General features: G+C 71.1%; 24 protein-coding genes. 8 read left to right on the top strand and 16 right to left on the bottom strand.

What is annotated here, in order from left to right; translation table 11 throughout:
* Window positions 1-20 precede the first annotated feature (20 nt).
* Genes INQ48_02940 through INQ48_02925 form a run of 4 tightly spaced genes read left to right on the top strand, consistent with a single transcriptional unit; the run spans window position 21 to window position 4,279 of the window.
* Window positions 21-1,547 (top strand): ABC transporter ATP-binding protein, encoded by a 1,527-nt coding sequence (locus INQ48_02940; protein QRF58244.1) that lies wholly within the window; start codon window positions 21-23, stop codon window positions 1,545-1,547.
* Window positions 1,540-2,673: an ABC transporter permease gene (locus tag INQ48_02935; GenBank protein ID QRF58243.1), complete on the top strand. Its 1,134-nt coding sequence runs from the start codon at window positions 1,540-1,542 to the stop codon at window positions 2,671-2,673. Before INQ48_02940 ends, INQ48_02935 begins: the two co-directional genes overlap by 8 nt.
* On the top strand, window positions 2,670-3,602 hold the full coding sequence (locus INQ48_02930; protein QRF58242.1) for an ABC transporter permease: 933 nt from the start codon (window positions 2,670-2,672) through the stop codon (window positions 3,600-3,602). Before INQ48_02935 ends, INQ48_02930 begins: the two co-directional genes overlap by 4 nt.
* Before the next feature lie 2 nt (window positions 3,603-3,604).
* Entirely contained in the window at window positions 3,605-4,279 is a 675-nt protein-coding gene (locus tag INQ48_02925; GenBank protein QRF60582.1) for a cysteine hydrolase, read from the top strand.
* A gap of 4 nt (window positions 4,280-4,283) precedes the next feature.
* Here INQ48_02925 and INQ48_02920 read toward each other — a convergent pair whose 3' ends face one another.
* The gene (locus INQ48_02920; GenBank protein ID QRF58241.1) at window positions 4,284-5,060 is read right to left on the bottom strand and encodes a hypothetical protein; all 777 of its coding nucleotides are present in this window, start codon (window positions 5,058-5,060) and stop codon (window positions 4,284-4,286) included.
* A 53-nt stretch (window positions 5,061-5,113) separates the two neighbouring features.
* Here INQ48_02920 and INQ48_02915 point away from each other — a divergent pair, with 53 nt between their 5' ends.
* From INQ48_02915 to INQ48_02905, 3 genes are read left to right on the top strand one after another with little or no spacing between them, the layout of a single operon-like run.
* Window positions 5,114-5,707 carry a LemA family protein gene (locus tag INQ48_02915; protein QRF58240.1) on the top strand — a complete coding sequence of 198 codons (594 nt, stop codon included), beginning with the start codon at window positions 5,114-5,116 and terminating at the stop codon, window positions 5,705-5,707.
* Window positions 5,708-5,722: 15 nt separating this feature from the next.
* Window positions 5,723-6,646 carry a TPM domain-containing protein gene (locus tag INQ48_02910; protein QRF58239.1) on the top strand — a complete coding sequence of 308 codons (924 nt, stop codon included), beginning with the start codon at window positions 5,723-5,725 and terminating at the stop codon, window positions 6,644-6,646.
* Window positions 6,647-6,648: 2 nt separating this feature from the next.
* Window positions 6,649-7,167: a TPM domain-containing protein gene (locus INQ48_02905; protein QRF58238.1), complete on the top strand. Its 519-nt coding sequence runs from the start codon at window positions 6,649-6,651 to the stop codon at window positions 7,165-7,167.
* Window positions 7,168-7,176: 9 nt separating this feature from the next.
* Here INQ48_02905 and pdeM read toward each other — a convergent pair whose 3' ends face one another.
* Window positions 7,177-7,893, bottom strand: coding sequence for a ligase-associated DNA damage response endonuclease PdeM (gene pdeM / locus INQ48_02900; protein ID QRF58237.1), 717 nt, complete (start codon window positions 7,891-7,893; stop codon window positions 7,177-7,179).
* Window positions 7,894-7,970: 77 nt separating this feature from the next.
* Here pdeM and trxC point away from each other — a divergent pair, with 77 nt between their 5' ends.
* Entirely contained in the window at window positions 7,971-8,420 is a 450-nt protein-coding gene (trxC, locus tag INQ48_02895; GenBank protein ID QRF58236.1) for a thioredoxin TrxC, read from the top strand.
* A 4-nt stretch (window positions 8,421-8,424) separates the two neighbouring features.
* Here the strand turns inward: trxC and INQ48_02890 are convergent, their stop codons facing one another.
* From INQ48_02890 to atpG, 14 genes are all read right to left on the bottom strand, one after another.
* Entirely contained in the window at window positions 8,425-11,028 is a 2,604-nt protein-coding gene (locus INQ48_02890; protein QRF58235.1) for a ligase-associated DNA damage response DEXH box helicase, read from the bottom strand.
* Entirely contained in the window at window positions 11,025-12,680 is a 1,656-nt protein-coding gene (locus tag INQ48_02885) for an ATP-dependent DNA ligase (protein ID QRF58234.1), read from the bottom strand. Before INQ48_02885 ends, INQ48_02890 begins: the two co-directional genes overlap by 4 nt.
* On the bottom strand, window positions 12,677-13,723 hold the full coding sequence (locus INQ48_02880; protein QRF58233.1) for a ligase-associated DNA damage response exonuclease: 1,047 nt from the start codon (window positions 13,721-13,723) through the stop codon (window positions 12,677-12,679). The genes INQ48_02885 and INQ48_02880 overlap by 4 nt, the downstream gene beginning before the upstream one ends.
* 98 nt (window positions 13,724-13,821) lie before the next feature.
* Window positions 13,822-14,367 (bottom strand): DUF3617 family protein, encoded by a 546-nt coding sequence (locus tag INQ48_02875; GenBank protein ID QRF58232.1) that lies wholly within the window; start codon window positions 14,365-14,367, stop codon window positions 13,822-13,824.
* Window positions 14,368-14,455: 88 nt separating this feature from the next.
* Window positions 14,456-15,166, bottom strand: coding sequence for a phosphatase PAP2 family protein (locus INQ48_02870; GenBank protein ID QRF58231.1), 711 nt, complete (start codon window positions 15,164-15,166; stop codon window positions 14,456-14,458).
* 49 nt (window positions 15,167-15,215) lie between these two features.
* Window positions 15,216-16,379: a Gfo/Idh/MocA family oxidoreductase gene (locus INQ48_02865; GenBank protein ID QRF58230.1), complete on the bottom strand. Its 1,164-nt coding sequence runs from the start codon at window positions 16,377-16,379 to the stop codon at window positions 15,216-15,218.
* An 84-nt stretch (window positions 16,380-16,463) separates the two neighbouring features.
* Window positions 16,464-17,426 (bottom strand): substrate-binding domain-containing protein, encoded by a 963-nt coding sequence (locus INQ48_02860; GenBank protein ID QRF58229.1) that lies wholly within the window; start codon window positions 17,424-17,426, stop codon window positions 16,464-16,466.
* A gap of 70 nt (window positions 17,427-17,496) precedes the next feature.
* Window positions 17,497-18,507, bottom strand: coding sequence for an ABC transporter permease (locus INQ48_02855; protein QRF58228.1), 1,011 nt, complete (start codon window positions 18,505-18,507; stop codon window positions 17,497-17,499).
* Window positions 18,508-18,530: 23 nt separating this feature from the next.
* On the bottom strand, window positions 18,531-20,048 hold the full coding sequence (locus INQ48_02850; GenBank protein QRF58227.1) for a sugar ABC transporter ATP-binding protein: 1,518 nt from the start codon (window positions 20,046-20,048) through the stop codon (window positions 18,531-18,533).
* The gene (locus INQ48_02845; GenBank protein QRF60581.1) at window positions 20,045-21,214 is read right to left on the bottom strand and encodes an ROK family protein; all 1,170 of its coding nucleotides are present in this window, start codon (window positions 21,212-21,214) and stop codon (window positions 20,045-20,047) included. The genes INQ48_02850 and INQ48_02845 overlap by 4 nt, the downstream gene beginning before the upstream one ends.
* Window positions 21,215-21,466: 252 nt before the next feature.
* Window positions 21,467-21,886 carry a F0F1 ATP synthase subunit epsilon gene (locus tag INQ48_02840; protein ID QRF58226.1) on the bottom strand — a complete coding sequence of 140 codons (420 nt, stop codon included), beginning with the start codon at window positions 21,884-21,886 and terminating at the stop codon, window positions 21,467-21,469.
* A gap of 12 nt (window positions 21,887-21,898) precedes the next feature.
* Window positions 21,899-23,299 (bottom strand): F0F1 ATP synthase subunit beta, encoded by a 1,401-nt coding sequence (gene atpD, locus INQ48_02835; protein ID QRF58225.1) that lies wholly within the window; start codon window positions 23,297-23,299, stop codon window positions 21,899-21,901.
* A gap of 153 nt (window positions 23,300-23,452) precedes the next feature.
* A complete protein-coding gene (locus INQ48_02830) occupies window positions 23,453-23,860 on the bottom strand; it encodes a hypothetical protein (GenBank protein ID QRF58224.1) in 408 nt (135 codons plus the stop codon).
* Window positions 23,861-23,948: 88 nt separating this feature from the next.
* A complete protein-coding gene (gene atpG / locus INQ48_02825) occupies window positions 23,949-24,824 on the bottom strand; it encodes a F0F1 ATP synthase subunit gamma (protein QRF58223.1) in 876 nt (291 codons plus the stop codon).
* Between the last annotated feature and the right edge of the window lies 1 nt (window position 24,825).

Here is a 24,825-nt window from a genome sequence, read left to right as displayed (position 1 = left end):
CCGCGAGGAATTCCGCTCCCATGCCCAACGCGCTCGAACTCACCGGCATCCGCAAATCCTTCGACGGCTTCGCGGCACTGACCGACGCGCACTTCGCCGCGCGCTGGGGCGAGGTGCATGCGCTGCTCGGCGAGAACGGCGCGGGCAAGTCCTCGCTGATGAACATCGCGGCCGGCCTCTATGCGCCCGAGGCGGGCCAGCTGCTGGTCGACGACAACGCGGTGCGCTTCGCCGGCCCGCGCGATGCGGCACGCCAGCGCATCGGCATGGTCCACCAGCATTTCAAGCTGGTGCGGCCCTTCACCGTGGCGCAGAACATCCTGCTGACCGCCCCGCCTTCGGCCGAGTTCCGAAGCCATGGCGAGCGGCTGCGCGACATCGCGCGCGACATCCGCAACAAGGCCTCGGCGCTGGGCTTCGACATCGATCCGATGCGCCGCGTCGACACGCTCTCGATCGCCGAGCAGCAGCGCGTGGAGATCCTCAAGGTGCTGCTCGCGGGCGCGCGCATCCTGATCCTCGACGAGCCCACCGCCGTGCTGACCGACCAGGAGGCCGCGCGGCTGCTGCAGACCGTGCAGGGGCTCGCGCGCGGCGGCGCCGCGGTGGTGCTGGTCACGCACAAGATGGCCGACGTGAAGACCTATGCCGACCGCGTGACCGTCATGCGCGGCGGCCGTACCGTGGCCACGCTGCGCCCGCAGGATGCATCGGCCGCCGAGCTCGTGAAGCTCACGGTGGGCGAGGCGGTCGCGGCCTCGGCCTTCCGGCCCGCGCCCTCGGCACGCGGCGCGGTGCGCCTGTCGGTGCGCGGCCTGCGCACCACCGCCTCGCCCGAAGGACGCCGCGTGCTCGACGGCGTCGACCTCGAACTGCATGCGGGCGAGATCTACGGCCTGGCCGGCGTCGGCGGCAACGGCCAGGGCGAGCTGGCCGGCGCGATCCTCGGCCTGCCGGGCGAAGCCGTCGAGGGCGAGATCCGGCTCGAGGGCCAGGGCGACCTGAAGACGATGGCCGCTTCGGCGCGGCGCGCGCTCGGCATCGCGGCGATCCCGGCCGACCGCTACGGGCTCGCGCTCGCGGGCGGCCTGTCGGTGGCCGAGAACTACGCCATCGGCCGCGTGCACACGGGCCGCTACGGCCCGGTGTGGCGGCTGCGGCGCGGCCGCATCCAGGCCGACACGCAGGAGGCGGTGCGCGCCTTCGACGTGCAGGGCGTGCGCTCGGTGGCGCAGAAGGCCGCGCTGCTGTCGGGCGGCAATGCGCAGAAGCTGGTGCTGGCGCGCGAGTTCGGCAAGTCGCCCACGCTGGTGCTCGCGCACAGCCCGAGCCGCGGGCTCGACGTGCGCGCCAGCGCCGAGGTGCATGCGCGGCTGCGCGCGGCGCGCGATGGCGGCGCCGCGGTGCTGCTGATCAGCGAGGACCTCGACGAGGTACTGCAGCTGGCCGACCGCGTGGGCGTGATGACGCGCGGCCGCATCGCGGGCGAGTTCGCGCAGCCGGCCGACCGCCAGGCCATCGGGCAGGCGATGGTGGACCATGGCTGAGGCCGCGCTCGCCCCCGACACCGCGCGCGGCGCGGCACCGCATCGCGTGCAGCCGCTGGCACGCCGCCGCTACGCGCTCGAGATCCGCCAGCACATGGCCTGGCGCTGGCAGGCGCTGATCCTCGCGGCCGCGCTGGCCGCGGGCTTCGCGATCTCGGCCGCGATCCTCGTGGCCGCGGGCGTGCCGGCCGACGAGCTCGCCAACGAGTTCGTGACCCAGACCTTCCTCGACGGCCAGAACTTCCGCGCCGTGCTGTTCCAGGCCGCGCCGATGATCCTGGTCGGCCTCGCGGGCTCGCTGGCCTTTCGCGCGCGCTTCTGGAACCTCGGGCTCGAGGGCCAGATGATCTGGGGCGCCATCGGCGCGACCGCCGTCTCGATCTGGCAGCTCGGCCCCGAGCCGCTGCGCCTGCCGCTGATGTTCGCGGCCGCCATCGGCTGCGGCCTGCTGTGGGTGCTCGGGCCCGCCTGGCTCAAGCTCAGGCTGGGCGTGAACGAGATCATCTCGACCCTGATGCTCAACTACATGGCGGCCAACTTCCTGCTGCACCTGGTCTACGGTGCCTGGAAGGATCCGAAGGACAGCTTCCCCTACTCGCCGCAGTTCCGCGTCTTCGAGCGGCTGCCTGAGCTCGGGGCCGGCATCGGCAGCGCGATCCTGCTCGCGGGCATCGTCGCGCTGCTGGCCTGGTGGCTGGTGGGCGTGAGCCGCGCGGGCCTGTACCTGCGCTTCGTCGATGCCAACCCGCGCGTGGCGCATGCCAACGGCGTGCCGGTGCGGCGCACGATCTACGGCGCGGTGCTGCTGTCGGGCGCGATGGCCGGGCTCGCGGGCTTCGCGGTCGCCGCGGGCCAGGAGGGCCGGCTCACGCAGGCCTTCTACCAGGGCTACGGCTTCTCGGGCATCCTGATCGCCTTCCTCGCGCGCAACAACCCGCTCGCGGCCACGGTGGTGGCGCTGCTGGTGGCGGCGCTGTTCGTCACCGGGCGCAGCCTGCAGGTGTTCTACCAGGTGCCGTTCTCGATGGTGCAGCTGATCCAGGCCATCATCGTGGTGTGCGTCGCCTCGAGCGACTTCTTCATCCGCCACCGGCTGCGCCGCGTCGGCACGGAGGCCGCGCCATGAACGGCGGCGTGATCCTCAACTGGCTCGCGAGCACGCCCGACTTCGCGGTGCCCTATGCGCTGGCCGCCCTCGGCCTGATCCTCAGCGAGCGCGCGGGCGTGCTCTCGCTCGGCGCCGAGGGGCTGATGCTGGTGGGCGCGCTGGCCGGCATCGGTGCGCAGATCGCGATCGGCCAGCCCGCGGTGTCGCTGGCGCTCGCGATGCTGGCGGCGGCCACGGTGTCGGTGCTGTTCGCGGTCATGGTGATCTGGCTGCGCGTGAACCAGGTGATCGCGGGGTTGGCGCTGGTGTTCTTCTGCCAGGGGCTCACGGCGCTGGTCGGCAGCCTGGCCGGCTGGACCAACCATGCCACCGAGGGCATCGGCGCGATGGGGCTGTGGCCGCTGTCGCTGCTGCCGGGCGTGGGCCGGCTGTTCGAGCAGAACGCGATGGTGTGGCTCACGCTGCCGCTGTTCGGCGCGGTGGCCTGGTTCTTCGCGCGCACCGCCACCGGCCTGCGGCTGCGTGCCGTGGGCGAGAACCCGCAGGCGGCCGACGCGGCCGGCATCCGCGTGCCGGCCTGGCGCTTCGCGGCGGTGCTCGCGGGCTCGGCGCTGGTGGGCCTGGCGGGCGCCTACATCTCGGTGGTCAGCACCAAGCTGTGGATCGCGGGCATGACCGGCGGGCGCGGCTGGATCGCGGTGGGCCTGGTGATCTTCGCGCGCTGGTCGCCGTGGAAGGCGCTGGTGGGCGCGCTGCTGTTCGGCTGCATCGAGGCGCTGATCCCGCAGCTGGCCGCGGCCGGCGTTCGGCTGCCGCAGTACTTCGTGATGATGACGCCCTACGCGGTGACGCTCGGCGTGATGGTCTGGGTGGCGCTGTCGCGGCGCGGCGCCGACGAGGAGCCCGGCGCCCTCGGCCAGGCCTATGTGCGGGAGGAAAGAAGATGACGCTGAAGGCCTGGGTCTACGACGAGCCGCGCGAGCTCGACGCGGCGAACTTCGCCGACTACCTCGATCCGAGGACCACCGCGGTGGTCTCGATCGACATGCACCGCGGCCACCTCGACGACGATCCCGCCTGCCCGTGCCCGGCGCCGCGCGCGCGCGAGGTGGTGGCGCCGATCGACGGCTTCCACGACGAAGCGCGCGCGCTCGGCGTGCGCATCGTGCACGTGAAGTCGGTGCTGCGGCCCGACGGCAGCGACGACCTGCGCGGCATTCCGGCCGCCTGGCGGCGCACCTTCCCGCTGCACGTGGGCGAGATCCCGAATGCCGACGCGCATGCCCTCGAGGGCTCGAAGTGGACCGAGTGGGTCACGCGCGTGGAACCCGGCGACCTGCGCGTGGACAGCAAGCGGCGCCTCTCGGCCTTCTATCCCACCGACCTCGACTTCCTGCTGCGCAACCAGCGCATCGAGACCGTCGTGCTCGACGGCGGCTTCACCGACTGCTGCGTGCTCAACACGGCCTTCGACGCCAACAACCACAACTACCGCGTGATCGTGCTGCGCGACCTGGTGCGCGGCACCGACACGCGGCTCGAGAGCGCGGCGCTCGCGATGGTCTCGCTGCACCTCGGGCTGGTGATGGAGTCGCGGGAGCTGCTGCGTCAGTGGCGCGGCTGAGCGGCTAGGCAGCCTCGGCCGGCGCGCCGAGCCACTCGCGCGCCACCGCCTGCATCGCCCCGGGTTGCGCCGCGCGCCACACCACCTCGGGCGCCGCGATGTGCACGCCCGCCGGCGCGATGCGCAGCGCGAGGTCGACCAGCTCGGCCAGCTTCGACGGCCGCACCGGCTGCTCGCTGCTGGGCACCATGTAGCTCAGCGTTCCGAGCATCCAGGCCGCCAGCCGCTCGGGACGGCTCGCGCGCTGCGCCGCGGCCGGCTTGCGCGCCGACCGCAGGATCAGCAGGCGCTCGAAGCCGCAGGCCACCACGGCCTGCTCGTCGAGGTTCGCGAGGCCGCGCTTGAGCGCCTCGGGCAGCCGGCCCTGGTCGTGCGGCTGCACGATGACGAGGGTCTGCACGCCGCAGGCGCGCAGCCAGCGCGCGAGCGCCGGCAGCTGCGCGGGGTCGGGCAGCCACAGCGCGCGCTCGCGGCCGTGGTACAGGCGCGGCGCGTCGAAGGCCACGATCGCGGCCCGGGCCGAGGTCGGCGGCCACTGCTCGATGGGCAGCGGCGGGCACAGGCAGGACTCGACGCCGGGCAGCCCGTCGTGCATGGGCTCGCTCACGAGCACGCGCACATGCGCATGGCGGTGGCTGCCCGCGAGGCGGTGCAGCAGCTCCTGCCCCAGCGCGCCGGTGGCGCCGGCAATGAGCAGCGTGCCGAAGGCGGCGGAGGCGTCGGGGATGGGCACCGCCGGGTGGTTCGCGCCGCGCAGGGCTTGGAGCGGATCGAGGGACATAGGAGCACCTATGCTAACTTCGGCCCCATTCTGTGGAGGTAATGCAAATGATGATGAAGCGCTGGCTCCTGATCCTCGCGGCGGTCCTGTCCCTCAGCGGATGCGGCTACAACCAGTTCCAGTCGCTCGACGAGGCCAGCAAGTCGGCCTGGAGCGAGGTGCTCAACCAGTACCAGCGGCGCGCCGACCTGGTGCCCAACATCGTCGCCACCGTGAAGGGCGAAGCCGCCTTCGAGCAGGACACGCTGACCAAGGTGATCGAGGCGCGCGCCAAGGCGACCTCGATCCAGGTCACGCCCGAGACGCTCAACAACCCCGAGGCCTTCAACAAGTTCCAGCAGGCGCAGGGCGAGCTGTCCTCGGCGCTGTCGCGGCTGATGGTGGTGTCGGAGCGCTACCCCGACCTCAAGGCCAACCAGGCGTTCCGCGACCTGCGCGTGACGCTCGAGGGCACCGAGAACCGCATCACCGTGGCGCGCAACCGCTACATTGAGAGCGTGCAGGAGTACAACGTGCTCGCGCGCAGCTTCCCGACCAACCTCACGGCCAAGGTCTTCGGCTACGCGCCCAAGCCCAACTTCTCGGTGCAGAACGAAGCCCAGATCTCGGTGCCGCCGACGGTCGACTTCGGCGCGCCGAAGAAGTAAGGCAAAGCTGCGCCGATGGCCGCAGCCCTGATCCGCCGCCTGCTGGCCGCGCTGCTCGCCGTGGCGCTCGGCTGGGCTGCGCTGCCGGCCTTCGCGCAGGCGCCGCTGCCGGTGCCCGCGCTCACGGCGCGCGTGATCGACCAGACCGGCACGCTCGACGCCGCGCAGCGCGCCGGCCTCGAGACCAAGCTCGCGGCCTTCGAGCAGCGCAAGGGTTCGCAGATCGCGGTGCTGATGGTGCCGACCACGCAGCCCGAGGACATCGAGAGCTACACCCAGCGCGTGGGCGATGCCTGGAAGATCGGCCGCAAGGACGTGGGCGACGGCCTGCTCGTGATCGTCGCCAAGGACGACCGCCGGATGCGCATCGCCCCCGCCAAGGCGCTCGAGGGCGCGGTGCCCGACCTCGCGGCGGCGCGCATCGTCGACGAGGAGATGAAGCCGCGCTTTCGCAACGGCGACTTCGCGGGCGGCATCAACGCCGCGGTCGACCGGCTGATCGGCCTGGTCGACGGCGAGCCGCTGCCCGAGCCCGCGCGCGACGGCGGCAATGGCGGCAGCCAGGGCTTCGACTGGGAGAACCTCGCGATCTTCCTGTTCGTCGGCGTCTTCATCGGCGCGCCGATCGTGCGCGCGATCCTCGGCAAGACCCTGGGCTCGGTGGTCATGGGCGGCGGCATCGGCGTGGTCGCGTTCTTCCTCACCACCAGCCTCGTGATCGCGGTGCTCGCGGGCATGGTCGCGCTCGTGGTCTCGCTGGCCTCGGGCCTCGCGCGCTTCGGCGGTGGCGGCTGGAGCAGCGGGGGCGGCGGCGGTGGCTGGAGTGGCGGCGGGGGTGGCGGCTGGGGCGGCGGCGGTGGCCGCAGTGGGGGCGGCGGCGGCTTCAGCTCGGGCGGTGGCGGCAATTTCGGCGGCGGCGGCGCCTCGGGAGACTGGTGAGCATGGCAACCCTCTTCTCCAAACTCGGCCGCATGTGGCGCCATCGCTGGATCGACGAGGCCGCGGTGCGCCGCGTGCTGCCGGCCGACGCGCTCGCGCGGCTGGCCGCGCGCGTGGGCGCGAGCGAGCGGCGCCACAGCGGCGAGATCCGCATCTGCATCGAGGCCGGCCTGCCGATGTCCTACCTGCGCCGCGAGGCACCGGCGCGGCAGCGCGCGGTCACGCTGTTCGGCAAGCTGCGCGTGTGGGACACCGAGCACAACAACGGCGTGCTGATCTACCTGCTGCTGGCCGAGCACGCGATCGAGATCGTGGCCGACCGCGGCATCGATGCACGGGTGAGCGACGACGACTGGCGCGCGATGGCGCAGCGCATGGGCGCGGCCTTTCGCGAAGGCCGCTTCGAGGACGGGCTCACGCAGGCGCTCGAGGAGATGTCGGCGCTGCTGGTCGAGCACTTCCCGCTGCGCGACGACGAGCCCGACCGCAACGAGCTGCCCGACGAACCCGTGGTGCTCTGAGCCTCTTGCTCACTCGGCCGCGGGCAGCGCCCACACGGCCGATCCACCCACCGCATAGAAGCGCCGCCCCGGCGCCGACTCCATCGTCCAGCCGCCCGTGAACTCGCCGAAGGCGGGCAGCACGGCCTGACCTTGCCCTTGTGCTTGCCCTTGCCCTTCCTCGTGCACGAAGCACGGCAGCCGCACGCTGTCGCGCCCCGGCCCGTGCAGCCGGCGCGCCGGGTGCAGGTGGCCCGCGAGCACGAAGTGCGTGGGATGCGACTGCGGATGGTGGCAGCAGGCGAAGGGGCCGAGCAGCCAGGGCTCGTCGACCACCTCGATGCCGAGCGCGGGCGGCGGATCGCCCGCGCGGCTGTCGTGGTTGCCGCGCACCAGCGTCATCGCGAGCGCCGCATGCTGCTCGCGCCATTCCCGCACCACGGGCAGCACGGCGCGCGCGGGCGCCGCATGCAGGAAGTCGCCGAGGAACACCAGGCGCTCCGGCGCATGGCGCGCGATCAGCAGATCGAGCCGCGCGAGGTTCTCGAGCGTGGTGCCGCCCGGCACCGGCAGGCCCAGCGCGCGGAAGGTGGCGGCCTTGCCCAGGTGCAGGTCGGCGACGAACAGCGCCTGCCCGGCCGGCCACCAGAGCGCGCGCTCGGGCAGCAACTGCACCGCTTCGCCCGCCCATTGGAGCGGCAGCGGCGTCGAGGCGGAAGAGGATGAAAAGGAGGAAAGGGAACGCATCGCCGACCAGTGTCGCAAAAGCGCCGTGCGGCCGCGTCCGACTTGCAATTCACCCGCGCCGCCCCTAGCTTTGCCGGATGACCGAATCGCCCACGCTGCACATCGTCTGCCCGCACTGCCACACCACCAACCGGGTGCGCGAGGCCCAACTGGCCAGCGCGCCCGACTGCGGCAGCTGCCACCAGCCGCTGTTCGGCGCCCACTCGGCCGCGCTGCCCGACGTGGCGAGCTTCGACCGCCACATCGCGCGCAACGAGATCCCGGTGCTGGTCGACTTCTGGGCCCCGTGGTGCGGCCCCTGCCGCCAGATGGCGCCGGCCTACGAGCAGGCCGCGGCGCAGCTCGAACCGCGCGTGCGCGTCGCCAAGGTCGACACCGAGGCCGTGCCCGCGCTGGCCGCGCGCTTCAACATCCGCAGCATTCCGACCCTGGCGCTGTTCAAGGGCGGTCGCGAGGTCGCGCGCCAGGCCGGCGCGATGGGCGCGGCCGACATCGTGCGCTGGGCCAGGGCCCACGGCGCGGGCTGAAGCGCTAAGGCCGCCGCCGGCGTTCGCGCCGCGGCGCCGGCGGCCGGGCGGCGCCCTCCTGCCCGAAGGCCAGCGAGCCGCGCACCCGCTCGGCACCGCCCGCGGTCACGGCCCCGCCGGCCGCTTTCTCGAGCTGCTCGACCATGCGCGCGATGCGGTCGGCCACGTTCTCGTTCGACAGCTTCTCGCGGAACAGCTCGACCATCAGCGGAAACGAGAACGGCGTCGGCCGTTCGAGCGCGCGCAGCACCAGCTGCTGCGTGCCCATGCGCGCGAGGCTGGCGGCAAGGCGGCCGATCTCGAGCTCCTGCGACAGCAGTTCGCGCTCGGCCTGCGCGAGCAGCGCGTTGTCGGGGTCGTACTTGCGGAACACCTCCCAGAACAGCGAGGACGAGGCCTGCAGCTGGCGGCTGCTGCGCTTCTCGCCCGGATAGCCCTGGAAGATCAGCCCCGACACGCGCGCGATCTCGCGAAAGCGCCGCTGCGCGAGCTCGCCCGCGTTGAGCGAGGCCAGCACCTCGTGCAGCAGCGCCTCGTGCGCCTGTGCCGCGTCGCCCGCCGGCATGCCGAGCACCTCGGGCAGCCGCGCGGGCCAGTCGACCTCGCTCGCGCTCAGCAGCTCGAAGCCGTAGTCGTTGACCGCGATCGAGAAGGTGCGCGCCTCGTGCTGCGCCACGCGCCAGGCCAGCAGGCTCGCGAGCCCCAGGTGCACGTGGCGGCCCGCGAACGGATAGAGGAACAGGTGCCAGCCCTCGCGCGTCTTCAGCGTCTCGGCCAGCAGCGTGCCAGGCGTGGGCAGCGCCGACCACTGCTGCTGCAGCTCGAGCAGCGGCCGCACGCAGCGCAGCTCGGGCGACTCCCACCGGCCCTGGTCGGCCAGCGCGAGCTGCTGCACCACCGCGTCGGCCAGCGTGTTCGACAGCGGCATGCGCCCGCCATTCCAGCGCGGCACCGCGGGCCGCTGGCCGCTGGCGCGCCGCACCCAGGCCGTCATGTCGTGGATGCGCACCAGCTCGAGCAGCCGGCCGCCGAACAGGAAGCAGTCGCCGGGCTTCATGCGCGCGACGAAGCCCTCCTCCACGCTGCCGATCCTCGCGCCGCCGAGGTACTGCACCGACATGCTCGCGTCGCTCACGATGGTGCCGATGTTCATGCGGTGGCGCCGCGCGAGCCGCGCATCGGGCACGCGCCATACGCCGTCGGCATCGGGCACCACGCGCTTGTAGTCGGGATAGGCCGCGAGCGAGGCGCCGCCCTGCACGACGAAGTCCAGGCACCAGGCCCAGTGCTCGCGCGTGAGCCCGGCGTAGGCGGCCGTGCCGCGCACCTCCTCGTAGAGATCGTCGGGCACGAAGCCGCCGCCGAGCGCCACGGTCACGAGGTGCTGCACCAGCACGTCGAGCGGCTGGTCGGGCGTATGGCGCGCCTCGATGTGGCCCTCGGCGATGGCGGCGCGCGCCGCCGCGCCCTCGACCATCTCGATGCTGTGCGTGGGCACGAGCGTGATGCGCGAGGGCCGACCCGGCGCATGGCCCGAGCGGCCCGCGCGCTGCAGCAGCCGCGCCACGCCCTTGGGCGAGCCGATCTGCAGCACGCGCTCCACCGGCAGGAAGTCGACGCCGAGGTCCAGGCTCGAGGTGCAGACCACGGCCTTGAGCTCGCCGCTCTTCAGGCCCAGCTCGACCCATTCGCGCACCTCTCGGTCGAGCGAGCCGTGGTGCAGCGCGATGGTGCCGGCCCATTCGGGCCGCGCCTCGAGCATCGCCTGGTACCAGATCTCCGACTGCGAGCGCGTGTTGGTGAAGACCAGCGTGGTGCTGCTGGCCGCGATCTCCTCGAGCACCTGCGGCAGCATGGTGAGGCCCAGGTGGCCGCCCCAGGGAAAGCGCTCGGCGCGGCCCGGCAGCAGCGAATCGATGACCAGCTTCTTCGGCACCTGGCCCTGCACCAGCACGCCGTCGTCATGACCCAGCAAGGCATGCATCGCCTCGTGCAGGTTGCCGAGCGTGGCCGACATGCCCCAGACCGCGAGCCCCGCGTTCCAGCGCCGCAGCCGCGCGAGCGCGAGCTGCACCTGCACGCCGCGCTTGTTGCCGAGCAGCTCGTGCCACTCGTCGACCACCACCATCCTCACCTGGCCCAGCACCTCGCTGGCGTCGGCGCGCGCGAGCAGCAGCGACAGGCTCTCGGGCGTGGTGACCAGCACCGTGGGCAGGCGCGTGTTCTGCGCGCTGCGCTCGGCCGAGGAGGTGTCGCCGCTGCGCGCGCCCGCGCTCCAGGGCTGCACCCCGGCGCCGAGCGCCTCCAGCGGCTGCTGGAGCGCGCGCAGGGTGTCGGCCGCGAGCGCGCGCATCGGCGTGAGCCACAGCACGGTGAGCGGCGGCGGCGGTGCCGGCCGCGCGCCCTCCTTGCGCGGCCGCGCGGCCTGCGCATGGGCCAGCAGCGCGCCGAGCCACACGGCATAGGTCTTGCCCGCGCCGGTGGTCGCATGCAGCAGGCCCGAACGGCCCTGCGCCACGGCCTTCCATACGTCGCGCTGGAACTTGAAGGGCTTCCAGCCGCGCGCGTCGAACCAGGCGTCGAGCGCCGCCTTGACCGCCTTGCTCATGACGGCAGCAGCGCGGCCAGCGTCTGCAGCGTGTCGGCTTCCTGCACCGGCTTGTCCTCGCGCCAGCGCAGCATGCGCGGAAAGCGCACCGCGATGCCGCTCTTGTGGCGCGCGCTGCGCGCGATGCCCTCGAAGCCCAGCTCGAACACCAGCGTGGGCTTGACGCTCTTCACCGGCCCGAAGCTCTCGATGGTGGTCCTGCGGATGACCGCGTCGACGCGCGCCATCTCGGCATCGGTGAGGCCCGAGTAGGCCTTGGCGAAGGGCACGAGCTTGCGCTCGGCCTGTTCGGGCGGGCCGTCCCACACGGCGAAGGTGTAGTCGCTGTACAGGCTGGCGCGGCGGCCATGGCCGCGCTGCGCATAGACCAGCACCGCGTCGATGCTCAGCGGATCGATCTTCCACTTCCACCACACGCCCACGTCCTTGGTGCGGCCCACGCCGTACTGCGCGCTGCGGCGCTTGAGCATCATCCCTTCGACGCCCATGCTGCGCGCCGCCTCGCGCTGGCGCGCCAGATCGGCCCAGTCGGCGCCCTCGAGCATCGGGCTCGGCAGCAGCAGCGGATGCGCGAGGCGCGCGACCAGCTCGTCGAGCAGCGCGCGGCGCTCGGCCTGCGGCAGCGCGCGCAGGTCGCGGCCCTCCCACTCGAGCAGGTCGTAGGCCAGCAGCACCACCGGAATCTCGCGCAGCAGCTTCGGCCCCAGCGTCTTGCGGCCGATGCGCTTCTGCAGCTCGGCGAAGGGTTGCACCCGGCCGTCGCGCCACACGGCGATCTCGCCGTCGACCACCGTGCCGTCGGGCAGCGCCTCGCCGAGCGCCGCGAGTTCGGGGAAGCGCTCGGTCACCAGTTCCTCGCCACGCGACCACAGCCACGCCACGCCCGCGCGCTTCACGAGCTGCGCGCGGATGCCGTCCCACTTCCACTCGACGATCCAGTCCGAGGGCGGGCCGAGCGCCGCGTCGAACTGCTCGAGCGGCAGGTTGAACGGATGCGCGAGGAAGAAGGGATAGGGCTGCCCACTGGTCTTCTGCACCTGCTCAGCGTCCGATTCGGGCGCGATCAGCGTGCCGTAGTCGTCGGCCCGCGGCCGCGCGCCGATGTGGGTGTAGCCCATGAGCCGCTGCGCGACGCGCTTGGCATCGATGCCGCCCACGGCCGCGAGCGCCTGCGTGACCTGCAGCTTCGACACGCCGACGCGGAAGGCGCCGGTGATGAGCTTGAAGTAGACCAGCCGCTCCTCGGCCGCGAGCCGGCGCCACTGCGCGCGCAGCCGGTCGGCCAGTTCATCGGGCGCCGCCCTCGCGGCCTCGCGCAGCGGCAGGAGGTGCTGCTCGACCCAGGCCGCGAGCCCGAGCTCGTGCGTTTCGCTCGGCGCCGGCAGCAGCAGCGCGATCGTTTCGGCGAGGTCGCCGACGGCCTCGTAGCTCTCGTCGAACAGCCACTCGGGCAGGCCCGCGGCCTCATGCGCGAGCAGGCGCAGCAGCTTGGTCGGCACCAACTGGCGCGGCTTGCCGCCCGCGAGGAAGTAGACGGCCCAGGCGGCATCGGCCGGATCGGCCGCGCGCAGGTAGCGCTGCAGCGCGGCCTGCTTCGCGAGGCTCGAGGTGCTGGCATCGAGCTCGCGGTAGAGCGCGGCGAAGTCCTTCATGCCGGCGCCGCCTCCCCGGCGGGCGGTGGCGCTTCCTGGTCGTCCTCGTCGCCGTACTCGGTCTTGAAGCCCTGCGCGTCGAGCCCGTTCTCCGACAGCCAGCGCACCATCACCTGCACGCTGCCATGGGTGACGAACACGCGCTCGGCGCCCGTGCCCGCGATCGCCTGCTGCAGCCCGGGCCAGTCCGCATGGTCCGACATCACGAAGCCGCGGTCGACGCCGCGCCGGCGCCGCGTGCCGCGCAGCTGCATCCAGCCGCTCGCGAAGGCATCGACATAGGCGCCGAAGCGCTTCATCCACGGCGTGCCCTGCGCCGAGGGCGGCGCCAGCACCAGCGCGCGCTTCAGCAGTGCCGCGTCGACGCCGGGATCGGTCACGCGCAAGGTGGCCGGCAGCGCCACGCCCGCGGCACGGTAGACGGCATTGAGCGGCTCGACCGCGCCGTGCACGACGATCGGCCCGATCGAGGCATCGACCCCATGCAGGATGCGCTGCGCCTTGCCGAAGGCATAGCAGAACAGCACCGAGGCGCGGCCGGCCTCGGCGTTGGCGCGCCACCAGGCGTCGATCTCCGCGATGAGCTGCGCCTGCGAGGGCCAGCGGTAGATCGGCAGGCCGAAGGTGGACTCGGTGATGAAGGTGTCGCAGGGCACCGGCTCGAAGGGCGCGCAGGTGCCGTCGGGCGCGGTCTTGTAGTCGCCCGAGGCCACCCACACCCGGCCGCCGTGTTCGAGCCGCACCTGCGCCGAGCCCAGCACGTGGCCGGCCGGATGCAGCGACACGCGCACGCCGTGGTGCTCGATCGCCTCGCCGTAGGGCAGCGTCTGCAGCGCGATGTCGGCGCCCAGGCGCGCGCGCAAGGTGCCGGCGCTGTCGGTGTGGGCGAGGTAGTGGCCGTGGCCGGTGCGCGCATGGTCCGAATGCGCATGCGTGATGACGGCGCGCGCGACCGGCCGCCAGGGGTCGATGTAGAAATCGCCCGGCGGGCAGTACAGGCCCTCGGGGCGCGCGACGACGAGATCTTCTGGCTGCGCGGGCATGGCATGCGATCGTAGGCGCTCGCGGCCCGCGGCGCCCCCGCCCGGATGTCGCGAGGCGCCGTGGGCCGGCGCCTACCCGCGGCGCCCGTCCGCGGTGCTCAGGGCTGCTTGCCGCGGCGCGCGGCCGTCATCTCGAGCACGTTCATCTTCATGCCGTTGGCCATCACCATGTCGCCGGGCTTCTGGCCGGCCTTGCAGGGGCCGACCCATTTCGCCTCGACGACGGCCATGCCTTCGCTGCGGCCCATCAGCGGCGGGCTGTAGCTCGATTTGCTCTCCACGCGGTAGGCGGAACCGAAGTCGCCGCTCATCACGGCGCGCGAGGTGGCGGTGGTGCTCCCGATCTTGCAGACCGAGTCGATCACCAGCTTGCCGCCCTCGGCGCGCAGGTCCTGCTTCGAGCACAGGCTGCGGCCCATGCCCTGGCCCATCTCGCGCAGGGCCTTGTCGGTGGCCGCGTCGATGCACTGCTGCATGGTGTGGCTGCCCTCCTTCGCGCCGCTGCCGTCGTCGCTGCGCATCTCCCACAGGCCGGGCTTGCGCGCCGGATAGTCGATCGCCACCGCCGGCCCGGCGAGCACGGCGCAGGGCAGCACCGCGGCGCAGGCGGCGAGGAAGGCCAGGACGAGGGGCAGGGTCTTCATGGGGCGGCTCCGGGCGCGGCGTGTCGAGGGCTCGACGATGCCCCGGTTTGTACAGGGCGCCCCCGCGGCGCGGAATACCGCGATCGGTCTACGCCGCGCGGCCGGCCCCGGCGATGCCACGTGCACCGCTCGCCGCCGCGCGCACGCGCGTGGCCAGCCCGAACACCACGCCCAGCACGAAGCCGCCACCCACGTCGATCAGCACGTGCTGGCGCACCGCCATGGTCGAGTAGACGATGCCCGCGGCCCACGCGATGTTGAGGCCGCGCAGCCAGGCGGGCGCGCCCGCGTCGCGCAGCTGGCGCGCGAGCACCACGCAGGCGAACACCGAGAACGACACGTGCAGCGAGGGAAAGGCATTGCCCGCCGAGTCCTTGGTCTTGAGGAAGTGCAGCGTGGTGCCGGGGCTGGTGTCGATGGTGAAGTTGGGGATCGCCGTGGGCATGAACCAGAACACGACGAGCGCGATGCTCGTCATCAGCGCGCAGGCCAGCGAGAACGCGAACAGCTCGCGCCGGTCGCGCGAGAACAGCACAGGCAGCGCGATGTAGAGCCACAGCGACAGGTACACCGGCAGCAGCGCGGGCCAGAAGGCGACGAGCCGGTCGATCGGCGTGAGCGGCAGCACCCAGGCCTCGCCCGAGTGCCGCATGACCCAGAAGTACAGCGGGAAGAAGCCGATGGTGGCGAGGGTGTTGCCGATCAGCTTGAGCGGCCACAGCGCGAGCGCGCGCCGGCCCAGGGCGCGGGCCCAGGGCGTCGGCGTGGCGACGGGCGTGGGGTCGGGAAAGGAGGTCATGGGCGCCGGAGGCGATGCGCGCGGGCCCCGCGGGTGCGGGGCCGCGGCATCACCAGGGCGTCCACTTTAAATCGCTTCGGGCCGAGGCCACCGTGCGTTCGATGAAGCGCACGCCGCGCGCGCCGTCCTCCACGCGCGGATAGTCGGCCTCGAGCGGATCGGCGCGCCGGCCTTCGAGGCGCGCGCGGATGTCGGCGGCGACGCCCGCGTAGACGTTGGCGAAGGCCTCGATGAAGCCCTCGGGATGGCCCGCGGGCAGGCGGCTCGCGCGGCGCGCCGATTCGTGCAGCCAGGGAGCACCGCGCGTGAGCACGCGCTGCGGCCCGTCGTGCGGCAGGTGCAGCAGCCGGCTCGGCTGCTGCTGGTGCCACTCGAGCGTGCCCAGGGTGCCCGAGATGCGCACGCGCAGGTCGTTCTCGAGGCCGGTGCTGATCTGCGAGGCGATGAGCACGCCGCGCGCGCCGCCCTGGTAGCGCAGCAGCAGGCTGCCGTCGTCGTCGAGCTGGCGGCCGGCGACGTGCGCCGTGAGGTCGGCGCACAGGCTCTCGATCTCGAGGCCGGTCAGCGTGGCGACGAGGTTCTCGGCATGCGAGCCGATGTCGCCGATGGCGCCGGCCGCGCCGCTGCGCGCGGGGTCGGTGCGCCAGTCGGCCTGCTTGTTGCCGGTGCCCTCGAGCTGGCTCGCGAGCCAGCCCTGGTTGTATTCCACGACCACCTTGCGCAGCGTGCCGAGCTCGCCCGCGCGGATCATCGCGCGCGCCTGGCGCACCATGGGGTAGCCGGTGTAGTTGTAGGTGACGCCGAAGACCGTGCCCCGCGCCGCCACGCTGGCGACCAGTGCATCGGCCTGTTCGCGCGTGTGGACCAGCGGCTTGTCGCACACCACGTGGAAGCCGGCCTCGACGAAGGCCCGCGCCACCGGGTAGTGCACGTGGTTGGGCGTGACGATCGAGACGAAGTCGATGCGCTCGTCGGCGGGCCGCTTCAGTTCATCGGCCAGCAGGGCCTGCCAGTCGCCATGGTTGCGCGCGTCGGTCAGGCCGAGGTCGGCGCCCGAGGCGCGCGCCTTGGCGGGATCGGAGGACAGCGCGCCGGCCACGAGCTCGATCCGGGCGTCGAGCGCGATGGCCTTGCGGTGCACGCCGCCGATGAAGGCATCGCGGCCGCCGCCGACCATGGCGTAGCGCAGCTTGCGATGGGGGGTGTCGGTCATCCAACTCCTTGAGGTTCCAGAGACGGGGTTCCCCCTCCCCGCGGGGAGAGGGAGCGAAGCGATCGGCCGGCCGGCCGATCCCGTTCAGAACGGCGAGTTCGGGTGGTAGAAGTCCTTCGCGTTGTCCTTGGTGATCAGCACCGACGGGATGATCGTGGTCGCGGGCAGCTTGTCGCCCTTCAGGCGCGCCTCGGCCGTGAGCTTGATGGCGTCGTAGATGAACTTCGGCGAGTAGCTCACGTCGGCCGTGATGCGCTTGTCCTTGGCGTCCATGATGGTCTTGACCATGCCCTTGGCGCCGGCGCCGCCGAACACGATCTTGATGTCGTCGCGCTTGGCTTGTTCGATCGCCTTGAGCACGCCCACGGCCATGTCGTCGTCGGCGGCCCAGATGGCGTCGATCTGCTTGAAGCGCGTGAGGTAGTCCTGCGTGACCTTGAAGGCGTCGTCGCGGTTCCAGTTGGCGTACTTGGCGTCGAGCAGCTTCACGTCGGGGCTGTTCTTGAGCACCGCGTTGAAGGCGTCCATGCGCTCGTTGTCGAGCGTGGTCGCGATGCCGCGCAATGCCACCACGTTGCCCTTGCCACCGAGCTGCTTGACGATGTACTCGGCCGGGATGCGGCCGAAGGCGGTGTTGTCGCCGGCCACGTAGGCGTCCTGCGCGCTGGTGTCGGTCAGGCCGCGGTCGACCACGGTGACGTAGGCACCCTTGGCCTTGACCTGCGCGACCGGCTGGGTCAGCGCGGCCGATTCGAACGGGAACACGACCAGCGCGTTGATCTTGGTGACCGTCGACAGGTCCTGCAGCTGGTTGGCCTGCTCGGGCGCGTTGGCGGCGGTCTTGATCGTGATCTTCAGGTCCTTGTGTTCCTTCTCGAGATCCTTCTTCGCCTGGTTGGCCCAGTAGTTGATGCCGCCCATGAAGCTGTGGGTGGCGGCGGGGATCGAAACGCCGAGGTTGACCTTGTCCGCGGCGAGCGCGGGCAGGCTGGCGAATGCCGCGGCGGCCACGGCCGTGAGCGCGATGCGTCGGGTGAAACGGGTCATGCTGATGTCTCCTCTTGGTGGATGGAACGGAACAACGGGAAGGAACCAGGTGTGGCCACGCCCAACGGCGTCATCGCTTTCCTCGCTGGAGGAAGGCCACGATGATGATCACGAAGCCCTGCACCGCGGCATTCAGGTACACGCTGATGATGCTGGTGAGGTTCAGGATGTTGCTGATGACCGAGAGCAGGATCGCGCCCACCACGGTGCCGGTGATGCTGCCCGCGCCGCCCTTGAGCGCGGTGCCGCCGACGATCACCGCGGCGATCGCCTCGAGCTCCCACAAGAGGCCCGTGGTCGGCGAGGCCGAGCCCAGGCGCGGTACGTACAGCAGCGTGGCGATGCCCACGCACACGCCGAGCAGCACGTAGGTCAGGATCTTCACGCGGTCGACGTCGACTGCGGCGTAGCGCGCCACCTGCTCGTTGGAGCCGATGGCCTGCACGTAGCGGCCGTAGGCGGTGCGATTGAGGATCACGCCGCCGACGATGGCGACGATGACGAACACCCACACCGGCACCGGGATGCCCGCGAGGCTCGCGTAGTAGACCGGCGCGTAGAGGTCCGACAGGTCGTTGTCGAGCGTGAGCGCGCCGCCGTCGGCGAAGTAGGTGAGGTAGGCGCGGAAGATGCCCAGCGTGCCCAGCGTGACGATGAAGGGCTCGATGCGGCCCTTGGTGATGAGCAGGCCGTGCGCGAGGCCGAACAGCGCGCCCAGCACCACCGCGAGCACGGCGCCGAGCATCACCGCCATCAGCGGCGAGCCGGTGGCGGGGCCGGCCCAGTTGATGAACATGATCACGCTGCCCGCGATCAGCGCGGCCATCGAGCCCACCGACAGGTCGATGCCGCCCGAGATGATCACGAAGCACATGCCGACCGCGATGATGCCGATGAAGGCGGTGCGCGTGAGCACGTTCATCGCGTTGTCGACGGTGGCGAAGTCGCCGTTGAGCAGGGTGCCGGCGATGCACAGCAGCACCAGGCCGATGACGGGGCCGAGGCCGTGCAGGTGCTCGGTCCAGCGCGCCTTGGGCTGGGCGCGGTGGGTGTCGGCGGTGGGTTCGGGGCTGTTGTTCATGGGGGCCGGGTGTGGGTCGTGTCTCAGTGCGCGCCGGTGGCGTGGGCGATGAGCGCTTCTTCGCTCAGGTGGTCGGCGTCGAGCGTGGCGACCAGCCGGCCCGCGCGCATCACCGCGACGCGGTGGCACAGGCCGATCAGCTCCATGAGCTCGGACGAGATGACGATCACGGCCAGGCCCTCGCGCGCCAGGCGCTGGACCAGGAAGTAGATGTCGCGCTTGGCGCCGACGTCGACGCCGCGCGTGGGCTCGTCGAGCACCACCACGCGCGGGCGCGGCTGCAGCACCTTGGCGAGCGCGAGCTTCTGCTGGTTGCCGCCCGACAGCGACGAGGCCTTGACCTCGAGCGAGCCGGCACGGATGCCGTAGTCCTTGACCGCCTCGGCCAGCGCGCCGCGCTCGGCCTCGGGCTTGAGCCAGGGCGTGGCGTAGCGCTCGAGCGCCATCAGCGTGAGGTTCTGGCGCAGGCCGAAATGCACGTGCAGGCCCTTGCCCTTGCGGTCCTCGCTCAGGTAGGTGAGGCCGTGCTTCGCGGCATCGCGCGGGCTGCGCCAGCCCTTGCCGCCGGGCACCGCGCGCCCGAGCATCTCGACGCTGCCGGCGGCGGGCCGCAGGCCCAGCAGGCCTTCGAACAGCTCGGTGCGGCCGGCGCCGACCAGGCCCGCGAAGCCGAGGATCTCGCCGGGGCGCACCTCGAAGCTCGCGTCCCGTGCCCAGCCGGGCACGCTGAAGCCCTGCACGCGCATCGCGGGCGCCTGCGCTGCCGACACCGGATCGCGCGGCGGATAGAGGTCGGCCAGCTCGCGGCCCACCATCAGGTTGGCCATCTGCTGGCGCGTGACCTCGGCCGTGGGCGAGCGCGCGACGAAGCGGCCGTCGCGCATCACGATCACCTCGTCGGTCACGCGCTCGACCTCGTCGAGCTTGTGCGAGATGTAGACGATGGTCACGCCGTCGGCGCGCAGCTGCGCGATCAGCTTGAACAGGCGCTCGGTCTCGCCGGGCGTGAGCGTGGCGGTGGGCTCGTCCATCACCAAGAGGCGCGCGCGGCGCGCGATGGCCTTGGCGATCTCCACCAGCTGCTTCTCGGCCACGATGAGCCGGCGCACCTTGGTGCGCGGATCGGCCTGCAGGCCCACTGCCGCCAGCGCGGCCGACGACTCGCGCTCCATCGCGGCGTCGTCGAGGAACAGGCCCTTCTTCTTCTCGTGGCCGAGGAAGATGTTCTGCGCGATGCTCAGGTCCTCGGCGAGGTTGAACTCCTGGTGGATCAGCACGATGCCCAGCGCCTCGGCATCGCGCGAGCCGGCGAACTGCTGCGGCTGGCCGTTGATGCGCAGCGCGCCGCCCGTGAGGCCCTCGTAGCCCGAGAGGATCTTCATCAGCGTGGACTTGCCCGCGCCGTTCTCGCCGAGCAGGCCGTAGACCTTGCCGGGCGCGAGCGCGAAGCTCACGCCGTGCAGCACCTGCACCGGGCCGAAGGACTTCCGCACGCCGTCGAATTCGACCGCGACGCTAGTCTTGTCCTGCACTTCGCTCATGGCGCGATCCCCCTCGCCTTGAGGCTCTGCTGCATCGCGAGCACGCCGGCGCCGATCAGGCCACCCTGCGCGGCCAGCGGCGTGTACTGGATCTCGAGGTGGCGCGTCGACAGCGCGAGCGAGCGCTGGTAGACGCTCTGCCGCACGGCCGCGAGGAACAGCGGGCCGATGCGCGTGATGCCGCCGCCGATGAACACATGCGACGGATTGAAGAAGTTGACGACCGAAGCCAGCATCTGGCCGATGAGGTTGCCCGCGCGCTGCACGATGGCGTTGGCCGCGGGATCGCCGGCGCGGCTGGCCTGGCCCACGTCGAGGGCCTCGATGCGGCCCTGGCTGCGCAGCACCTCGGCCAGCACGGCGCTCTCGCCGGCCTCGGCCGCCTGCACCGCCATGCGCGTGATCGCGGGACCGGCCGCCATCGCCTCGACGCAGCCCAGGTTGCCGCAATGGCAGCGCGGCCCTTCCTGGTCGACGCAGATGTGGCCCACGTCGCCGGCCGAGCCGGCGGCGCCGCGGTAGACCTCGCCGTGGCAGACGATGCCGCAGCCGATGCCGGTGCCGATCTTGATGACGAGGAAGTTCGAGAGCGAGCGCTTGAGGCGCCAGAGTTCGCCGAGGGCCATCAGGTTGACGTCGTTGTCGACGAACACCGGCGCGGCGTAATCCTCGCGCAGGTAGTCGCGGATCGAGAAGCTGTCCCAGGCCGGCATCAGCGGCGGATTGACGAGCTGGCCGATCTCGAAGTTGACCGGCCCGGGCACGCCGATGCCGATGCCGAACACGTCGCGCGCCGTGCGGCCGCAGCGGCCCAGCAGTTCGCGCATCAGCGCGCGCACGCGCGCCAGCACCACCGCGGGGCCGTCGCGCACGTCGGCCGCTTCCTCGTGCTGCGCGAGCACCGTGAGGTCGGGCTGCAGCACGGCGACGCCGAGGCTGGTGGCGCCGATGTCGACGCCCACGAGCACGCCGAGGTCGGCATGGAGCTGGAGGTTCTCGGGACGGCGCCCGCCCGAGGAGCGCTGCAGGCCGGCTTCGGCCAGGAGGCCCTGCTCGAGCAGCCCGGCGATGAGCGCATTGGCCTTGCTCTTGGAGAAGCCGAGCTCCTCGGCCATGGCATGGCGCGAACCGCCGGCCGACCAGAAGGTGGTCTCCAGCAAACGCATTTCGTCCGCAGTGATGCCGCTCCAGGGTGCCACGCGCGCTTGTCTCCGGTTCTTTGTGGTGACCCGGCGGCATCGAGGCCGGCGGGCGAAGGCGAATACTAGGAGGCCGGCTTCAGCCGGGCAAGGCTTAACTTCGACCATATTTGGATCGAAGGTGGCTCGATTCGATCCTGAGGCCCCCGCCTCTCGCCGGGGCGGGACGAAAAAAAGCCGCCTCAGTGAGCGGCTTTTTCGAGGAGCAAGCCCGCGGGCTTACTTCTTCTGGCGGTACTTGCGCAGCGCTGCGATCTGCGCGGCCATCACGGCCAGTTCCGATTGCGCCATCGCGATGTCGATGTCGCTCTTGGCGTTCTTCAGCGCTTCCTCGGCAACGGCCTTGGCCTGGTTGGCCTTCTCGTCGTCGAGGTCCTTGCCGCGGATCGCGGTGTCCGACAGCACGGTCACGGCGTTCGGCTGCACTTCGAGGATGCCGCCGGCGACGAAGACGAACTCCTCGTTGCCGTCGGCCGTTTCGATGCGCACGGCGCCGGGGCGGATGCGCGTGATCAGCGGGGTGTGGCGCGGATAGATGCCGAGCTCACCGGCTTCACCGGGCAGCGCGACGAACCTGGCTTCGCCCGAGAAGATCGACTCTTCCGCGCTGACCACGTCCACATGAATGGTGCCTGCCATGGTGATTCCTTCTTAAGCGACCTTCTTGGCCTTCTCGAACGCTTCGTCGATGCTGCCCACCATGTAGAACGCTTGTTCCGGCAGGTGGTCGGCTTCGCCGTTCACGATCATCTTGAAGCCGCGGATGGTTTCCGACAGCGGCACGTACTTGCCGGGCGAGCCCGTGAACACTTCGGCCACGTGGAAGGGCTGCGACAGGAAACGCTGGATCTTGCGGGCGCGGGCCACGGCGAGCTTGTCGTCGGGCGCCAGTTCGTCCATGCCCAGGATCGCGATGATGTCGCGCAGTTCCTTGTAGCGCTGCAGCGTGCCTTGCACCGAGCGGGCCACGTTGTAGTGCTCTTCGCCGACCACGTTCGGGTCGAGCTGGCGCGAGGTCGAGTCCAGCGGGTCCACGGCGGGGTAGATACCGAGCGAAGCGATGTCGCGCGACAGCACCACGGTCGAGTCCAGGTGGGCGAAGGTGGTGGCGGGCGACGGGTCGGTCAAGTCGTCGGCGGGCACGTACACGGCCTGGATCGAGGTGATCGAGCCGACCTTGGTCGAGGTGATCCGCTCTTGCAGGCGGCCCATTTCCTCGGCCAGCGTCGGCTGGTAGCCCACGGCGGAAGGCATGCGGCCCAGCAGTGCCGACACTTCGGTACCGGCCAGCGTGTAGCGGTAGATGTTGTCGACGAAGAACAGAACGTCACGGCCTTCGTCGCGGAACGACTCGGCGATGGTCAGGCCGGTCAGCGCCACGCGCAGACGGTTGCCCGGGGGTTCGTTCATCTGGCCGTAGACCATCGACACCTTCGAGTTCGGCAGGTCGTCGAGGTCCACCACCTTGGCGTCCGACATTTCATGATAGAAGTCGTTGCCTTCGCGGGTACGTTCACCCACGCCGGCGAACACCGACAGACCCGAGTGGGCCTTCGCGATGTTGTTGATGAGTTCCATCATGTTCACGGTCTTGCCCACGCCGGCGCCGCCGAACAGGCCCACCTTGCCGCCCTTGGCGAACGGGCACACCAGGTCGATCACCTTGATGCCGGTTTCCAGCAGGTCTTGCGAGGGCGACAGTTCGTCGTACGCGGGCGCCTTGCGGTGGATGGGGGCGGTCAGTTCCTGGCTGACGGGACCGCGCTCGTCGATGGGCGCGCCCAGCACGTCCATGATGCGGCCGAGGGTGGCCTTGCCGACCGGCACCGTGATGGGTGCGCCGGTGTTGGTCACGATGAGGCCGCGGCGCAGGCCGTCCGACGAGCCCAGTGCAATCGTACGCACCACGCCATCACCGAGCTGTTGCTGCACTTCGAGGGTCAGCGCGCTGCCTTCGAACTTCAAGGCGTCGTACACCTTGGGCATCTGGTCACGCGGGAACTCCACGTCGACCACGGCGCCGATACATTGGACAATTTTTCCTTCAGCCATGGCGTTTCCTTCTGGATGGATTCTCAATAAATTTGCGACAGGTTCTTGCAGAAGCGTCCTGGTGCCAATGCGGGCCGCTTTTGCAAGAATGCCGGCCGGGCCGGCATCCTCGAGGTCAATGACGATGCGTTCGGATCTCTACGCTCGCCGTGCTCAGCACTTCATCGCCGTGGCTTGCGCGGCGAAAGCGTCCGACGCCGCCTTGCAGGCCTGGCCCAGGGCGGCCTTGTCGGCACCCATCGAAGCCCAGGTCGCCTTGGTCTGGTCGAGGCTGGCCTTCATCGCGTCGGCGGCGGCACCGCTTTGCGAGCTGACGCAGGCGCTGACCTTCGTCAGGTAGTCGTTGCACTCTTGCGGCAGGTCGGCGGCCGAAGCCGTCGGTGCTGCTGCAGCCGGTGCCGAAGCGGGCGCTGCCGGTGCCGCGGCGGGAGCCGATGCAGCGGGAGCAGGCGCCGGCGCCGGTGCGGCCGCCGGAGCGGGCGCGGGTGCCGGTGCCTCTTCCTTCTTGGAACAGGCGGTCAGAGCGGCAGCCACGGCTACCAGGGCGAGAAGTTTCTTCATTGAGTCGGGTCCCCTTGTTATGAGCTGGGCCGTTGTCACCGGTCCGCGTACGAACCCGTGGGCAATGTGGCCCTGTGCACTGCCTCGATCAGACGCCCGCCGCTGCGGCCGCGCCCGACACGATTTCCGAAAGCTCCTTCGTGATGCCGGCCTGGCGGGTCTTGTTGTAGACCAGCTTCAGTTCGCTGATCACGTTGCCCGCGTTGTCGGTGGCGGCCTTCATCGCGACCATGCGCGCCGATTGCTCGGACGCCATGTTCTCGGCCACGGCCTGGTAGACCAGCGACTCCACGTAGCGCACCAGCAGCTCGTCGATGACGCTCTGCGCATCGGGCTCGTAGATGTAGTCCCAGGCGTGCTGGCCGCTCTCGACCTGCAGCGTCTCGGAGGCGAGCGGCAGCAGCTGTTCGACCACCGATTCCTGGCGCATCGTGTTGATGAACTTCGTGTAGCACAGGTACACGGCGCTCAGCTTGCCCTCGGCGTACGCGTCGAGCAGCACCTTGACCGGGCCGATCAGCTTGTCGAGGTGCGGCGTGTCGCCCAGCTGGGTGACATGCGACACCACGCGGGCGCCGATCCGGTTGAGGAAGCCCAGGCCCTTGTTGCCGATGGCGACCGCCTCGACCGCGTTGCCGGCCGACTGCTGCTCGCGCAGCTTGGCGGTCACGGCGCGCAGCACGTTGGTGTTCATGCCGCCGCACAGACCCTTGTCGGTCGTGACGACGATGAAGCCCGCGGCCTTGGCCTCGTTCTCCTTCATGAACGCGTGCGTGTACTCCGGATTCGCCTGGCCGAGGTTGGCCGCGATGTTGCGGATCTTCTCGCTGTAGGGGCGGGCGGCGCGCATGCGTTCCTGCGCCTTGCGCATCTTCGACGCGGCCACCATTTCCATGGCCTTGGTGATCTTCTTGGTGTTCTCCACCGATTTGATCTTGCCGCGGATTTCCTTACCAGCTGCCATG

Source organism: Variovorax paradoxus (assembly GCA_016806145.1).
GTDB lineage: Bacteria > Pseudomonadota > Gammaproteobacteria > Burkholderiales > Burkholderiaceae_C > Variovorax.
The sequence above is the reverse complement of the archived record's forward strand: the minus strand, read 5'-3'. Positions and strand labels throughout refer to the sequence as shown.

What these genes read in the sequence shown, in the direction of transcription:
- INQ48_02880 (QRF58233.1), bottom strand. Translation starts at nt 13,723, where the DNA reads ATGCCCGCGCAGCCAGAAGATCTCGTCGTCGCGCGCCCCGAGGGCCTG.
- INQ48_02930 (QRF58242.1), top strand. Translation starts at nt 2,670, where the DNA reads ATGAACGGCGGCGTGATCCTCAACTGGCTCGCGAGCACGCCCGACTTC.
- trxC (QRF58236.1), top strand. Translation starts at nt 7,971, where the DNA reads ATGACCGAATCGCCCACGCTGCACATCGTCTGCCCGCACTGCCACACC.
- INQ48_02915 (QRF58240.1), top strand. Translation starts at nt 5,114, where the DNA reads ATGAAGCGCTGGCTCCTGATCCTCGCGGCGGTCCTGTCCCTCAGCGGA.
- INQ48_02935 (QRF58243.1), top strand. Translation starts at nt 1,540, where the DNA reads ATGGCTGAGGCCGCGCTCGCCCCCGACACCGCGCGCGGCGCGGCACCG.
- INQ48_02910 (QRF58239.1), top strand. Translation starts at nt 5,723, where the DNA reads ATGGCCGCAGCCCTGATCCGCCGCCTGCTGGCCGCGCTGCTCGCCGTG.
- atpG (QRF58223.1), bottom strand. Translation starts at nt 24,824, where the DNA reads ATGGCAGCTGGTAAGGAAATCCGCGGCAAGATCAAATCGGTGGAGAAC.
- INQ48_02905 (QRF58238.1), top strand. Translation starts at nt 6,649, where the DNA reads ATGGCAACCCTCTTCTCCAAACTCGGCCGCATGTGGCGCCATCGCTGG.
- pdeM (QRF58237.1), bottom strand. Translation starts at nt 7,893, where the DNA reads ATGCGTTCCCTTTCCTCCTTTTCATCCTCTTCCGCCTCGACGCCGCTG.
- INQ48_02885 (QRF58234.1), bottom strand. Translation starts at nt 12,680, where the DNA reads ATGAAGGACTTCGCCGCGCTCTACCGCGAGCTCGATGCCAGCACCTCG.
- INQ48_02860 (QRF58229.1), bottom strand. Translation starts at nt 17,426, where the DNA reads ATGACCCGTTTCACCCGACGCATCGCGCTCACGGCCGTGGCCGCCGCG.
- INQ48_02865 (QRF58230.1), bottom strand. Translation starts at nt 16,379, where the DNA reads ATGACCGACACCCCCCATCGCAAGCTGCGCTACGCCATGGTCGGCGGC.
- INQ48_02890 (QRF58235.1), bottom strand. Translation starts at nt 11,028, where the DNA reads ATGAGCAAGGCGGTCAAGGCGGCGCTCGACGCCTGGTTCGACGCGCGC.
- INQ48_02875 (QRF58232.1), bottom strand. Translation starts at nt 14,367, where the DNA reads ATGAAGACCCTGCCCCTCGTCCTGGCCTTCCTCGCCGCCTGCGCCGCG.
- atpD (QRF58225.1), bottom strand. Translation starts at nt 23,299, where the DNA reads ATGGCTGAAGGAAAAATTGTCCAATGTATCGGCGCCGTGGTCGACGTG.
- INQ48_02870 (QRF58231.1), bottom strand. Translation starts at nt 15,166, where the DNA reads ATGACCTCCTTTCCCGACCCCACGCCCGTCGCCACGCCGACGCCCTGG.
- INQ48_02830 (QRF58224.1), bottom strand. Translation starts at nt 23,860, where the DNA reads ATGAAGAAACTTCTCGCCCTGGTAGCCGTGGCTGCCGCTCTGACCGCC.
- INQ48_02850 (QRF58227.1), bottom strand. Translation starts at nt 20,048, where the DNA reads ATGAGCGAAGTGCAGGACAAGACTAGCGTCGCGGTCGAATTCGACGGC.
- INQ48_02920 (QRF58241.1), bottom strand. Translation starts at nt 5,060, where the DNA reads ATGTCCCTCGATCCGCTCCAAGCCCTGCGCGGCGCGAACCACCCGGCG.
- INQ48_02855 (QRF58228.1), bottom strand. Translation starts at nt 18,507, where the DNA reads ATGAACAACAGCCCCGAACCCACCGCCGACACCCACCGCGCCCAGCCC.
- INQ48_02840 (QRF58226.1), bottom strand. Translation starts at nt 21,886, where the DNA reads ATGGCAGGCACCATTCATGTGGACGTGGTCAGCGCGGAAGAGTCGATC.
- INQ48_02845 (QRF60581.1), bottom strand. Translation starts at nt 21,214, where the DNA reads ATGCGTTTGCTGGAGACCACCTTCTGGTCGGCCGGCGGTTCGCGCCAT.
- INQ48_02940 (QRF58244.1), top strand. Translation starts at nt 21, where the DNA reads ATGCCCAACGCGCTCGAACTCACCGGCATCCGCAAATCCTTCGACGGC.